Origin of the sequence: Burkholderia sp. SIMBA_051, assembly GCF_046534915.1 — a bacterium.
GTDB classification, from domain to species: domain Bacteria; phylum Pseudomonadota; class Gammaproteobacteria; order Burkholderiales; family Burkholderiaceae; genus Burkholderia; species Burkholderia ambifaria.
In genome coordinates this window covers 84,288-98,935 of the sequence record NZ_JAWRXS010000012.1, presented here as the reverse complement: position 1 = coordinate 98,935, position 14,648 = coordinate 84,288, and the positions used below count along the sequence as shown (strand labels likewise).

Here is a 14,648-nt window from a genome sequence, read left to right as displayed (position 1 = left end):
GCCTTCGTTGACCATTTCGTCCAACACGCAGGTCTACCTGCGGCAAAACATCCAGTTCGAACCGCTGATCAACGGCTGGTACGCGTGGTTTCACACGCTTCCGCCGTTGACCGCCGCACTCAACGTGGCCGAGCGGTTCCTGCCGCTGATGAAGTCCTATGTCGCATCGCCGATGATGCATGCGGCGGCGTGCAAGGATCCGGCGATGCGCGGCGGCCCGTTCCTCGACCTGGACGGCAAGCGCGTCGACGAAATCCGCGCGCTGATCGAGCAGACCACCCGGCGCGCGACCGGGCAACTGGAACTGGCGAAGGCCTACAAGGCATTCTCCACGCTGCTGCTGGAACAGGCCAAGGGGATGGCGTCGGACCCGCTCTACCCGCAGATTCCCGAGGTGTTGAAAGGCTATGTCGAGATCTACTACGACCTGAATCACAACCCGTCCTTCCGGGTCTACGAGAGCTTGCTGTACGCGAGCCCGCTCTATGTGCGCGACGCGCAGAGCATCGCGCTGTCGGCGATCGACGAGCACACGCCCCGGCCATTCATTCTCAGCACGCCCCGGCTCAGCGACGAGCGCACGGTGTTCAGCAACACGGCCTTCGACGATCGCGCGCTCGACGTGCTGTTCCGCATGCGCGACACGCCCGGCAGCTATGCGAAAATCGTCGATCTGATGCGCGTGGAGGAGAAGGACGAGCCGCTGTTCCGCTCGTTCTTCGTCGAGGAGGCGCCGGCACCGAAACCGGATCGTTCGTTCGATGGCGACGACATCCGCATCCGTTACTACGGCCACGCGTGCCTGCTGATTCAGAGCCGCGGCGTGAGCATCCTGATCGATCCGGTGATCAGCTACGGCTACGACACCGCGCTGCCGCGCTATACCTTCGCCGACCTGCCGGACCAGATCGACTACGTGCTGATCACGCACAGCCATCACGATCACATCGTGTTGGAAACGCTGCTGCAGCTTCGCCACAAGGTCAAGACCGTGGTGGTCGGCAGGAACCTGGACGGTTTTCCGCAAGATCCGTCACTGCAACTGGCGTTGCGCAAGCTCGGCTTCGACGACGTGCTGGAAGTTCGGGATGCTCAGGAAATCAAGGTGACCAACGGCGCCATCACCGCCATTCCGTTCCTGGGCGAACACAACGACCTGGCGATCCAGAGCAAGCAGGGCTTCATGATCCGCTTCGGCACGCGCTCGGTGCTGTGCGTCGCCGATTCGTGCAACCTCGACCCCACCCTTTACGAGCATGTCTTTCGCGTCGCGGGCAAGCCGGACACCCTGTTCGTCGGGATGGAAACCGAGGGCGCGCCGCCGTCGTGGGTCTGTGGCCCGCTGTTTCCGAAGGCGCTGCCGCGCGACATCGATCAGTCGCGCCGGGCGCGCGGCTGCCAGTTCGGCGAGGCCGCCGCGCTGGTGGACGACTTCGCGTTCAACGCAGCATATGTCTACGCGATGGGTCAGGAGCCGTGGCTGAATTACCTCCTCGACAACACCTTCGACGAAAACTCGCCCAGCCATATCCAGTCCACACAGTTCGTCGCGCACTGCAAGGCCAAGGGCATCGATTCCGAAATCCTGTACGCGACGAGGGAGATCGTGCTGTGTCAGAACTGAATCTCAACACGCTCTCGACCAGCGGGCAATACCAGGAACACGTGGCGTTCTGGAGCGACGCGCTCGGTCGCATCGACGAAGACTTCCGGCTTCAGCAGGCGTGGCAAGCCTATGCGCTGCCGCTCGGCCCGGCACCGGAACTGACGTTCGAGCTCGACGGCGACGCATCGCAGGTGCTGGAGAAGCTCTCTGCCGGTCAGGCGTTGGGCGCTTTCGTCGTGCTGCTGGCGGCCCTGTTCCGTGTCCTCGGGCGCTACGACGGCACCGCCGGCCTGTTCGTGGAGTCCCCGCACCTGATCGTCGAACCCGCGAGCGGCTCCGCCGACCCCGTCCCGCTGTTCGACGCGATCCAGCCCGGCCCCACGGTGCGCGCGTATCTGAACCAGGTTCGCGACAGGGTGCAGCGCAGCTATTCGTATCAGGACTTTCCGATCGCCGCGCTGGCGCACAAGCTGCATGGCGAACGCCGCACGACCAACGTAGGCGTGCGCTTCGACGGTCTTCACGAAAACTGGGCGTCGGCGGACCACGACCTGTCGATCGAGATCCGGCATCGCGAGCGCTACGAGATCGTGCTGACGGGCCGGCCGACGGCGTTCACGCTGCATTATCTCCAGCATGTCGCGCGACACCTGCGCAACGTCCTGGCCGGCTTCGGCACGCTGGATGCGCCGCTCGACATCGTCTCGCTGCTCGACGACGACGAACGTGCGCGACTTCGCTCGCATGCGGCGCCCGTCGCGGTGCAGGGCACCTTCCTGGCGCAGTTCGCGCAACGGGTCGCGGCCGCGCCGGACAGCATCGCCGTGGCGACCGCCGACGCATCGCTGACCTATGCCGAACTGGACGATCAGGCGTCGCGGCTGGCGAGCTTCCTGCTCACGGAATACGCGATCGAACGCGGCGACGTGGTGGGCGTGGTGGCCGACCGTTCCGAGCGCTGGATCGTCGGCCTGCTCGGCGCGCTCAAGGCGGGCGCGGTGTATCTGCCGCTCGACCCGGAGTTTCCGCAGGAGCGCCTGCGCTTCATGATCGAGGACGCGAAGGTCAAGGCGCTGCTGACGCACTCGGAACACCTGCCGCTGCTCGCCGATTTCTGGGCGATTCCGATGTTCGCCCTCGACTTTCAGCTCGACACGCTGGCGCCCGCATCGGCGTCGGCGCAGGTCGAGGTCCGGCCGGACGACGCCGCGTACATCATCTACACGTCCGGCTCCACGGGCGTGCCCAAGGGCGTCGTGCTCGAACACGCAGGCCTCCTGAACATGGCGCAATACCATGTGGACGCCTTCGGTTTCGATGCCGCCGACCGGTTCGTCCAGTTCTACTCCCCGGGCTTCGACGGCTCGATCATGGAGATTTTCGTCACGCTGCTCGCGGGCGCGCGCCTGGTGCTGGCGAAGCCTGCCGTGATCCGGGACGTGCCGCGTTTCGTCGAATATATCGCGCAGCAGGGCGTCACCACCGTCAACGCGACGCCGGCCTATCTCGCCGCGCTCGACTGGAACGCGCTCGGCGCCGTGAAACGGATCATCAGCGCGGGCGACAACGCCCGCGTGGCGGATCTGCGCGAGCTGGCTCGCACCCGCACGTGCCACAACTCGTACGGCCCCACCGAGGCCACCGTCTGCATCGCGGACTACGTGGTCGATCCGGCAATCGCCTACGGCGCCCGTCTGCCGGTCGGCCGGCCGATCCACAATACGCACCTGTACCTGCTCGACGAGCACGGGGCACTGGCGCCCGAGGGCTGCACGGGGGAGATCTGCGTGTCCGGCATCGCGCTGGCGCGCGGCTACCTCGGCCGGGACGACCTGACCGCCGCCGCTTTCGTCGACCACCCGTTCGAGTCGGGCGAGCGCCTCTATCGTACCGGCGACCTCGGCGTCTGGCTGCCTGACGGCAACCTGGAAGTCACCGGGCGCCGCGACATGCAAGTGAAGATTCGCGGCTATCGCATCGAAATGGGGGAAATCGAAGCGGCGCTCAGGCAGCACGCCGACGTCGCGGACGCGATCGTGTTCGTGCGCGAGGACACGCCGCAGCACAGGCAGCTGGTGGCCTGCGTCGAGACGGCGACGGCCAGCGTCGCCGGCCTGCGGGAATACCTGAAGGAACGCCTGCCCGAGTTCATGGTGCCGGCATCGATCGTGACGCTCGAACGGCTGCCGCTGACGCCGAACGGCAAGCCCGACCGCAAGGCGCTCGCCGCGCTGGAACTGGTGCCCGTGGCGAGCGAAACCGAGTATGCCGCGCCGACCAATGACGTCGAGGCGCGCCTGGGCACGATCTGGTCGGAGGTGCTGGGCCGCGAGCCGATCGGCGTGCACGACAATTTCTTCGAACTGGGCGGCGACTCGATCCTGCTCATTCAGGTGATGTCGCTGGCCCAGCAAGTCGGCCTGCGATTCACCGCCGATCAGTTTTTCGCCCATCCGACCATCGCCGACCTCGCCCGGGTCGTCGTGGATGCGCCACCCATCAGAATTCCTCAGGAGCCGGTGGTCGGTCCCGCCCTGCTGACGCCGATCCAGCATTGGTTCTTCGCGCAAGACGTGGCGGATCCGCACCACTACAACCAGTCGACCATGATCGAGGTGCCCGCGTCGCTGCGGCCGGACGTGATCGAGCACGCGCTCGCGGCCGTCGCGACGCATCACGACGCGCTGCGGCTGAGTTTCGAGCGCGTCGCCGGCGCGTGGCAGCAATCGCATGCGGCGCCGCCGCTGGCGATCCCGCTCGGCGTCACGTCGCTGGCCGGCGCGGCGCCCGCCGTGCGGCAGGCCGAGATGCTCGCGACCGCCACCCGCATGCAGGAAAGCTTCACGTTGTCCGCGCCGCCGCTGCTGCGCGCCCACCTGTTCCAGTTCGGTCCCGGCGAGCCGCAGCGCCTGCTCGTGGTGGCGCATCACCTGGTGATCGACGGCGTCTCGTGGCGCATCCTGTTCGAAGACCTGTACACGGCGTGCCGCCAGCTCGAGGCGGGCGAAGCGGTACAGCTCCCGGCCCGGACGACGGCCTGGCGCGACTGGTCGACGCGCCTGTCCGAACTCGGCGCGAGCGCGCTCGACGGACTGGACTATTGGCTCCAGGCGAACGCCGAAGAACCGTCCGGCTTCGACGACATGCCGGTCGGCACCGTCGCCGAAGCCGGCTCGACGTTCATCGAGTTCGACGCCCAGCAGACGCTCGCGCTGTTGCAGGACGTGCCGCGCGCGTTCAACACCCAGATCAATGAAGTCCTGCTGACGGCCCTGCTGCTCGCGTTCGGCGACTGGACCGGCAACGCTTCGCTGGTCGTCGATCTGGAAGCCCACGGCCGCGAGGACCTCTTCGACGGTGTCGATACGTCGCGCACCATCGGCTGGTTCACCGCGCACTATCCGGTGTTCCTGAGTGCCGGCGACGCCACCGTGGCGGCCGAGGCGTTGCGCAACGTCAAGGAACAGTTGCGCGCGGTGCCGATGCGCGGGCTCGGCTACGGCATCGCACGCTACCTCGGCAAGGACGCCGGCATCGCGGCAGCACTGGAACGGCAGCCGCCGGCGCCGGTGCGCTTCAACTATCTCGGCCAGATCGATCGCGTGCTGACCGACGACACGGGCTGGAAGCCGGTGCTCGACTTCCAGAGCCCCGAGCACAGCGCGCGCGCGCGGCGCGGCCATCTTTTCGAGATCGACGGGATGGTGTGCGACGGGCGTTTGCGCCTGACCTGGCACTACAACCGGGAAGCCTGCGAGCCGGACGTCATCGCGCAGCTGACGCAGTGCTACCGCAGCCGTCTGCTGTCGATCGTCGCGGCCAGCGGCGGCGACCCGCGCGGGCTGAGCCCGACGGACTTTCCGGCCGCGCGCATCAGCCAGGAAGCGTTGGACGCGCTTGTCTCAAGGATCAAATCGTGACATCCCCCACCATTGCCGATATCTACGAGCTTTCCCCGATGCAGGAGGCGATGCTCTTTCATGCCGTGCACTCGCCCGGCACGAGAAGCAGCTTCAACCAGCTCGGTTGCCGGATCACCGGCAGCCTCGACCCCGCGCTGTTTCATGCCGCATGGCAGCAGCTGGTCGATCGGCATCCGGTGATGCGCACGTCGTTCCATTGGGAGGAATTCGACAAGCCCATGCAGGTCGTGCATGCACATGCCGCGCTGCCGTGGGTGGAGGACGACTGGCGCGACCTGCCGGAAGACGAACAGCGCACGCGGTGGCGCGCGCATCTCGACAACGATCTGGCCGAGGGCTTCGCGCTCGATCGCGCGCCGCTCGTGCGCTGCCGGCTCGCGCGCGTCGCCGACGACGCGTACCTGTTCAGCTGGAGCCACCATCACATCCTGGCCGACGGCTGGTGCCTGTCGCTCGTCATCGAGGAAATTTTCGAGGTCTATGGCGCGCTCACGCGCGGCGTGCCGCCGGCGCTCCCCGCGGTGCGCCCCTATCGCGACTACATCCAGTGGCTGCAGCAGCGCGAACCGCAAGCCGCGCAGCAATACTGGACGCGCTATCTCGAAGGGTTCCGCTCGCCGACCCCGCTGCCCACGGCAGCGCGCGCGGAAGCGGGCGAGCGCTTCGGCCAGGGCCTCGCGCAAGTCCAGGCCGACCTGTCGGCCGACCTGAGCGCGCGCCTGCGGCAATTCGCGGCCCGGCATCACGTCACCCTCAACACCCTCGCGCAAGCGGCCTGGGCGCTCGTGCTGTCGCGTTACAGCGGGGAAACCGACGTGGTGTTCGGCGCCGTCGTGTCCGGACGGGGCGCCAACCTGCCGGGGATCGAAACCATGCTCGGCCTGTTCATCAATACGGTGCCGGTGCGGGTGCGGGTCGATCCGCGGCAGCCGCTCGCGGCCTGGCTGAAGATGATCCAGGCGCGCGTGGCCGCCCGTGCGCAGTTCGAGCACACCCCGCTTCCCGATATCCAGCGCTGCAGCGAAGTGCCGCTGACGACGCCGCTGTTCGAAAGCAACATCACGTTCATGAATTACCCGCTCGATGCGTCGCTGACGCACGGCGCGCATGGCCTGGCGGTCGACGAGGTGCAGCTTTACAACCGCGCCGACATCCCGCTCGAATTCGTCGTGACGGCGCGCGACGACTGGAAGATGGAGCTGTCGTTCGATCCGCGGCGCTTCGATGAAGACACCATGCAGCGGATGCTGGGCCACGTGGCCGCGACGCTCGACGCATTCGCGGCCGATCCGAACCGGCTGCTAGGGCGCCTGCCGATGCTGCCCGAGGCCGAACGCCGGCAGTTGCTGGACACCTTCAACGACACCGACGTGCCGTTCGACGCCGCGCGCACCGTGGTGCATCGCCTGGAACAGGCCGCGGCGGACCACCCCGAGCGGCCGGCGGTCGAGTACCGGGATATCGTCCTGAGCGCGGGCGAGCTGAACGCCCGCGCCAACCGCACGGCTCACCGCCTGCTGGCCGCCGTCGAGCTGCGGCCGGACGCGCTGGTCGCAATCTGCATGCACCGGTCGGAGCGCCTGATGGAGGCGATCCTCGCGGTCTGGAAGTGCGGCGCCGCCTATATCCCGATCGACCCCGACTATCCGGCGGCCCGCATCCGCACGATTCTCGAGGATTCCGGCGCCGCGCTCGTCATGACCTGCGACGGCCTCCTGCCGCCCGAGCTGGCCACGCTCGCGCCGGTCGTGTCGCTCGACGCCGCCACCGATATCGTCGACGACGCCAATCCCGGCCGCCCCGTGTCGCCCGACAGCCTCGCCTACGTGATCTACACGTCCGGTTCGACCGGCAAGCCCAAAGGGGCGATGGTCGAGCACGCCGGCATGCTGAATCACATGCTCGCCGAAATCGACGAGTTTTCGATCTCGGCGTCGTCGGTGATCGCGCAAACCGCGCCGCATTGCTTCGATATTTCGGTCTGGCAATTTTTCACCGCGCCGCTCGTCGGCGGCAAGACCGTGATCGTCGACGACGCGTGCATCCGCGACCCGGCGTCTTTCGTCGCGACCCTGGAAGCCGCGCGGATCAGCATCCTCGAACTGGTGCCGTCCTATCTGTCCGCCGTGCTCGACCACGCGTCGGAACGGCCCGCGCTGATGCGGCACCTGCGGCACCTCCTCGTCACCGGCGAGATGGTCAGCCCGGCCCTGGTGAAACGGTGGTTCGACCTGTTCCCGGACATCGCGGTGGTGAACGCGTACGGCCCGGCCGAAGCGTCCGACGACGTCGCGCAGCACCGCATGACGTGCGCGCCGACCACGCCTTACGTACCGGTCGGCAAGCCGGTCCGCAACGTGCGCATCTACGTCGTCGACCCGCAGATGAACCTGTGCCCGATCGGGGTTCCCGGCGAACTGTGCGTATCCGGCGTCGCCGTCGGCCGTGGCTATCTCAACAACGAGGCCGGCACGCGGGAAGCGTTCCTCGAAGATCCGTTCCGCGCGGACCGCGGTGTGCGCATGTACCGCACCCGCGACATCGGCTGCTATCTCCCCGATGGTTCGATCGTGCTCTACGGCCGCAAGGACCATCAGCTGAAGATCCGCGGCTACCGCATCGAACTCGGGGAGATCGACAACGCGCTGGCCGCCATTCCGGAAATCCGCCAGGCGGCCGCGCTCGATTATCGCGACGACGCCGGCCGCGCCGCGCTGTGCGCGTACGTCGCGTTCCGCGCCGGCGCGTCGCTGAGCGATGCGGAGATTGCCGCCGCGTTGTCCGCCACGCTGCCGGACTACATGGTGCCCGGCATCTACGTGGTGCTCGACGCGCTGCCCTTGAGCGGCAACGGCAAGATCCACCGCAACGCGCTGCCCCCGCTGGACCGCGCGCGGCTGTCCGCCGCGCGACAGGCGCCGACATTGCCCCGCACGCCCACCGAGACGCTGCTGTGCCGCCTCTGGGGCGAAGCGCTGGGCATTCCGGCGCCGGGCATCCACGACAATTTCTTCGCGCTGGGCGGCGATTCGATTCTCAGCATGCGCATCGTGTCGCTGGCCGCCAAGGCAGGGCTGAAGCTCACCACCCGGCTCATCTTCCAGCATCCGACGGTTGCCGAACTCGCCGCCGTGGCCACCCGCGCCACGCTCGGCGCGGCGGAGTTCGTCGCGTCGTCCGGCCCGCTGCCGCTGACGCCCATCCAGAAGGACTTCTTCGCGCAGCGCAAGGACGACCAGGACCAGTACAACCAGGCGGTCCTGCTCGACGTGCCGGCGGATGTCGATCCGGTCTTGCTGCGCCAGGCGCTGCGGCACGCGGTCAAATGGCATGACGCGCTGCGGCTGCGCTTTCGTGCGGGCGAGTCCGGCTGGATCCAGGAAGTCGTCGACGATCCGGAGATTCCCGTCGGCGTAGTCGAGATCGGACGCGATCAACTCGCGCAGCACGTCGCGCACGCTCATGCGAGCCTGAATCTGTCGGACGGCCCCGTCGTGCGCGCGGACCTGTTCCGCGTCGACGAAGGCCGATCGCTGCGCTTGCTGCTGGTCGCCCATCATCTGGTCATCGACGGCGTGTCATGGGGCGCGCTGCTCGAAACCGTGTACGACGCCTATACCCGCCTGCGCCACGGCCAGGCCCCCGAATTCGCGGGCGGCGGCGCGACGTGGACCGCATGGACCCGGGCCATCTCGGATTGGGCCGGCTCCGGCGCCGCCGACGCCGACCTCGCCCACTGGCAGGCGTTGGCGCGCGCCACCCTGCCCGGCCTGCCGCTCGATCGTGCCGCAACGGCTGCCGCCAATTCCGTGTCGTCCGCCGAAACGATCGTGGTCGAGCTGGGCGAATCCGCGACCGCGGCCTTGCTGGGCGCCGCGCCCCGCGCCTACGACGCGCAGATCAACGACGTGCTGCTGGCCGCGCTCGCGCGTGCCGTCAGCGACTGGAGCGGATGCGCCGACGTGCTGGTGGATCTCGAAGCGCACGGGCGCGAGGAACTGATCGCGGATCTCGACATCTCGCGCACGGTCGGCTGGTTCACGTCCCTGTTCCCGGTCGTGCTGACGGTCGATGCCGGCTCGCACGACCCGGCTCGCCTGGTTGCGTCGATCAAGACGCAATTGCGCGCCGTCCCGAGCGCGGGCCTCACCTACGGTCTGCTGCGGGACCGGCTCGACGGCCCTGTTCCGCGGCCTCGGCTGCTGTTCAACTACCTGGGTCAGACCGACCAGATGCTGAACGCCGCCCGCGACTGGAAACAGGCCGCGGAGCCGAGCGGAGACGGCCGCGATGCGAACCAGCTGCGCGAGCACCTGCTCGACATCAACGCCTACGTGACCGGTAACCGCCTGCACGTTGCATGGGAATTCAGCCGCGCCTGCCACGACGCCGACACCATCCGGCGCGTAGCGCATGCCTACATCGCGGCGCTCGAATCGCTGGTCGCCGACCATGCCGTCCAGTCCGCATCGGCCGGGCCCGCGTTGGGCCAGCCGCCGAATGCGCTGCCGCAGGCGCTGGCCTCGGTCATACCGCACGAGATCGCCGACGTCTACGCGCTGACGCCGACCCAACAGGGCATGCTGTTCCATAGCCTGTACGAACCGGCATCGGATGCGTATTTCAGCAGCCTCGATTTCCGTATCGACGGGGCACTCGACGTCGAACGATTCCGCCGCGCGTGGGAGACGGTGGCGCACCGGCACGACATCCTGCGAACCTCGTTTCACTGGGAAGAAATCGAAAGCCCCGTGCAGGTCGTGCATCGCCGTATCGAGTTGCCCTGGCATGACGAGGATCTGCGCGCGGCGTCCGCCGAGGAGGCGGAGCGGCGTTGGGCGGCCTACGTGGCGCAAGACCGGGCACGCGGCTTCGACTTTACCCGGGCGCCGCTGATGCGGCTCGCGCTGTTGCGCGTGGAAGATCACGCATGGCGCTTCCATTGGAGCCATCACCACATCCTGCTCGATGGGTGGAGCTCCGCCCGGCTCCTGAGCGAAGTGGCCGCCACCTATCAGGACCTGGCGGACGAAGCCGCCCCGCAGCGCGCCGCGCCGCCCGCCTTCGCCGATTACGTGCGCTGGCTGGCGCGCCAGGACGCCGCCGCGGCGGAACGCTTCTGGAAGACGAAGCTGGAGGATTTCCCGACCACGACGCCGCTCGTGCTGGGACGCCCCGAACTCGACGGCACGGCCGCGCCGGGCGCCTATGTGGAAGAACAGCTGCTGCTCTCCGAAAGCGAGACGCGGCGGCTCGTCGCCTTCGCGCAAACGCGCCGCATCACCCTCAACACGCTCGCCCAGGGCGCGTGGGCGCAGTTGCTGGGCCGCTATAGCGGCGAAGCGGACGTCGTGTTCGGCACGATCGTTTCCGGTCGACCGGCGTCGCTGCCGGCGTCGGACGAGATGGTCGGGCTGTTCATCAACACGCTGCCGGTGCGGGTCCGCATCGACACGCGCCCGACGTCCGCGTGGCTCGCCCAGCTGCAGATGGATCTCGCGCAGCAGGAGGAGTATGCGCACTATCCGCTGGCCGACATTCAGACATTCGCGGGCCTGCCGCCCGGCGTGCCGCTCTTCGAAAGCCTGCTCATCTTCCAGAACTATCCGGTCGAGGAAGCGCTGGCCGATGCGCTGCCTGGGCTGCGGATCGGCGAATTCCAGGTGTCCGATCCGAACAATTACCCGCTGACCCTGGTCGTGACGCCGGGCAAGCGCCTGTCGCTTCAAGTGCTGTATGACAATGGCCGGTTCGACCGCGACACGATCGTCTGCCTGTTGCGCCATGTCGAAACGCTGCTCGCCGGCTTGGCCGGTGCGGAAGATCGCCCGAACCGCGGCATTCCGCTCCTCACCGCGGACGACCGCGACGCCATCCTGCTCGACTGGAACGACAGCGTCGCGCCGGTTCCGTCCGACCGGACGCTGCCCGACCTGATCGAGGCCGCGGCCGCCGCTCATCCCGAGCGCATTGCGGTCCGCCACGGCACGGAGGTCCGCACCTATCGGGATCTCGTCGAGGGCGCCAACCGGATCGCCGGTCATCTGCTGCAGACAGCGGCGATCCAGCCGGACGACCGGATCGCCGTCTGGATGCCGCGCTCGCCGCTGATGCTGGAAACGATCCTGGCCATCTGGAAGTGCGGCGCGGCCTACGTTCCGGTCGATCCGGCCTATCCGGCCCAGCGGGTCGAGACCATCCTGACGCTGGCCCGGCCGACGGTCATCGTCGCCACGGACTGCGTGCCGCCGCCGGCCCTGGCGTCGATCCCGCTGGTCGATCCCGCCCGACTGCCCGCCCCTCACGGCGCCGGGGCGCCGGCACCCGTGACGCCGCGTTGCCGGCCCGTGGACCTGGCCTACGTGATCTTCACGTCGGGTTCGACCGGCCAACCGAAGGGCGCGATGGTCGAGCATCGCGGCATGCTCAATCACGTGCTCGCCATGGCGCGCCGGGTCGAACTCGGCGCGCGGAGCGCGGTCGCGCAGACCGCTTCGCACTGCTCCGATATTTCGGTCTGGCAGTGCTTCGCGGCGCTGGTGTCGGGCGGTACGACCGTGATCTATCCCGATGCCGTGATCCTCGAGCCCGCGCGCCTGATCGACCGCCTTCAGCGCGACCGCATCACGGCGATGCAATTCGTGCCGTCTTATCTGGCCACCTTTCTCGGCGAGCTGGAAACGCATGCGGCCCCGGCTTTCCCGCACCTCGACACGCTGCTGACCATCGGCGAAACCCTGCAGCCTGCTTCCGCGCAAGCGTGGTTCCGTCTGAATCCGGGGGTCCGGCTCATCAACGCCTATGGGCCGACCGAAGCGTCGGACTCCGTGGCGCACTACAGCATGGAGCGCGCGCCGGATCTGCCGGCGATTCCGATCGGCCGCCCCATCGAGAACCTGCGCCTCTACGTCGTGGATGCCGACATGAACCTCTGCCCGGTCGGCGTCAAGGGCGAGATCTGCATCGGCGGCGCCGGCGTCGGGCGCGGCTACCTGTTCGACGAAGCGCGCACCCGGGCGGTGTTCCGCGACGACCCGTTCAGTCCGGAACCGGGCGCGCGCCTGTATCGCACCGGCGATGTCGGCTGCTTCGGGCCGGACGGCAATCTCCACTTCTTCGGACGCCGCGACTTCCAGGTCAAGATTCGCGGCTATCGCATCGAGCTCGGCGAAATCGAAACCGCGCTAACCGGTCTTGCCGGCATTTCCAACGCCGTCGTGGTCGTCCGCGACACGCCGGACGCGGAAAAGACTCTGTGCGGCTACGCGTCGGGCACCGGCTGGACGCCCAAACGCCTGCGCGATGCACTGCGCGACACACTGCCGGCGCATATGGTGCCCGACACCTTGATGCTGCTGCCGGCCCTACCCGTCATGCCGAACGGCAAGATCAACCGCGCCGCGCTGCCGCTCCCGGAGGCCGCGTCCGTGCCCGACGGCGTGCCGGTCGAACCGCGGACGCCGGTCGAGGCGGCGCTGCTGCGCATCTTCGCGGAGGTGCTCGGCCGCCAGCCGGGCGGTGTCGACGACAATTTCTTCGAGCATGGCGGCCAAAGCCTCAAGGCGATCCAGATGGTCAGCCGGATCAGGCGCGAACTGAAACTGAACGTCGCGGTCGCCGATATCTTCCATGCGCCGTCGCCACGCGCGCTCGCGCGGAAGCTGGCTTCCACGCCCGCCGACGACGCCGGTGTCGACGCGATCATCCCGGCCCTTGCCGCGCAATCGTCGTACGCGGTGTCTCGCGCCCAGAAGCGGATCTGGCTCGCCAGCCGCGGCGCGGATCCGTCCACGTACAACATGGCAGGTGCGCTGCAACTGGACGGCGCCGTCGATACGGCGCGTCTCGTGCGTGCGTTCGACATGCTGGTCGATCGGCACGAGAGCCTGCGCACCGTGTTTGCGATGATCGAAGGCGATCTGCGGCAACGCATCCTCACCCGCGAAGCCTCCGGTTTCCGCGTCGAGCAGGTGGACCTCGCGGACGATGCCGGGCCGCAAGCGATCGATACGCTGATCCGCGCGGAAAGCGAGCAGCCATTCGATCTCGCGACGGGACCGCTCTTTCGCGTCAAGCTGGTCCGGCTCTCACCGGAGCAACACCTGCTGCTGCTGAACATGCACCACGTGATATCGGATGCGTGGTCGATTCGCGTGCTGACCGACGATCTGCATGCGCTGTATGCGGGACGCGACCTGCCGCCGCTTTCGATCCAGTACCGCGACTACGCCGCGTGGCACAACGCCAGCCTGGCAGGCGCGCGTGCCGCCGCGCATCGCGCGTACTGGCTCGAGCAACTCGCGCCGCCGCTGCCCCGCCTGCAACTGGCATCCGACTACCCGCGCCCCGAGCGGCCCGGTCATGCCGGGCAGACGCTCGAAGTCGAACTGTCGGGCCCGCGGGTGGAAGGGCTCGCGAAGCTGGCCCGCGCTCACCATACGTCGCTCTACGCCGTGCTCCTCGCATCGTTCTGCGTGCTGATGCACCGCTACACGGGGCGTGAGGACATCGTCATCGGCAGCGTGTCGGCCGGGCGCGACAGCGAACAGCTCGAATCGCAGATCGGCGTGTTCCTCAACACCGTCGTGCTCCGCGTGCCGGTGCGGCAATCCGCGACCGTGGAAGAAGTGATCGACGGTGTGGCGAAAGCCTCCACGCAAGCGCTGGAGCACGCGTCCTATCCGTTCGATGTCCTGCTGGAAGATCTGCGGATCCGCACCCCGGCGGGCCATTTCCCGATCTTCGACATTCAAGCGAACCACATTTCGATGCCGGCGCCTCAGCCGGGCCTTCGCATCACGGACCGCTCGCAGACGGACACCACGGCCAAGTTCGACCTGTCCTTCCAGATCGTGGAAAGCGATGGCAGGCACCTCATCCAGTTCATCTACAACACCCACCTGTTCCGCCCCGCGACCATCGCCGCGATGCGCGATCGACTGCTCGAGATCCACGACGTCTTTCTCCGTGATCCGACCACGCCGGTCGATCGCATTTCGCTCTCCGGCCATGCGCCCGCCGCGAGCCCGAAGGTCCGGGTCGGCCTGCGCCTGAAGCGCACGCCCGAAGTCACCGCCGACGATGCGCTCGAGGAGAAAACGTGATGCGGGCCGGGCGGG

Annotated in this window: 3 protein-coding genes; all 3 read left to right on the top strand. The window is 67.9% G+C overall.

The window, feature by feature from the left end; translation table 11 throughout:
* Positions 1-7: 7 nt before the first annotated feature.
* Genes SB771_RS26710 through SB771_RS26700 form a run of 3 tightly spaced genes read left to right on the top strand, consistent with a single transcriptional unit; the run spans position 8 to position 14,633 of the window.
* The gene (locus SB771_RS26710; protein ID WP_175662091.1) at positions 8-1,624 is read left to right on the top strand and encodes an MBL fold metallo-hydrolase; all 1,617 of its coding nucleotides are present in this window, start codon (positions 8-10) and stop codon (positions 1,622-1,624) included.
* Entirely contained in the window at positions 1,612-5,526 is a 3,915-nt protein-coding gene (locus SB771_RS26705) for a non-ribosomal peptide synthetase (protein ID WP_175662092.1), read from the top strand. The genes SB771_RS26710 and SB771_RS26705 overlap by 13 nt, the downstream gene beginning before the upstream one ends.
* On the top strand, positions 5,523-14,633 hold the full coding sequence (locus SB771_RS26700; protein WP_175662093.1) for a non-ribosomal peptide synthetase: 9,111 nt from the start codon (positions 5,523-5,525) through the stop codon (positions 14,631-14,633). The genes SB771_RS26705 and SB771_RS26700 overlap by 4 nt, the downstream gene beginning before the upstream one ends.
* Positions 14,634-14,648 lie beyond the last annotated feature (15 nt).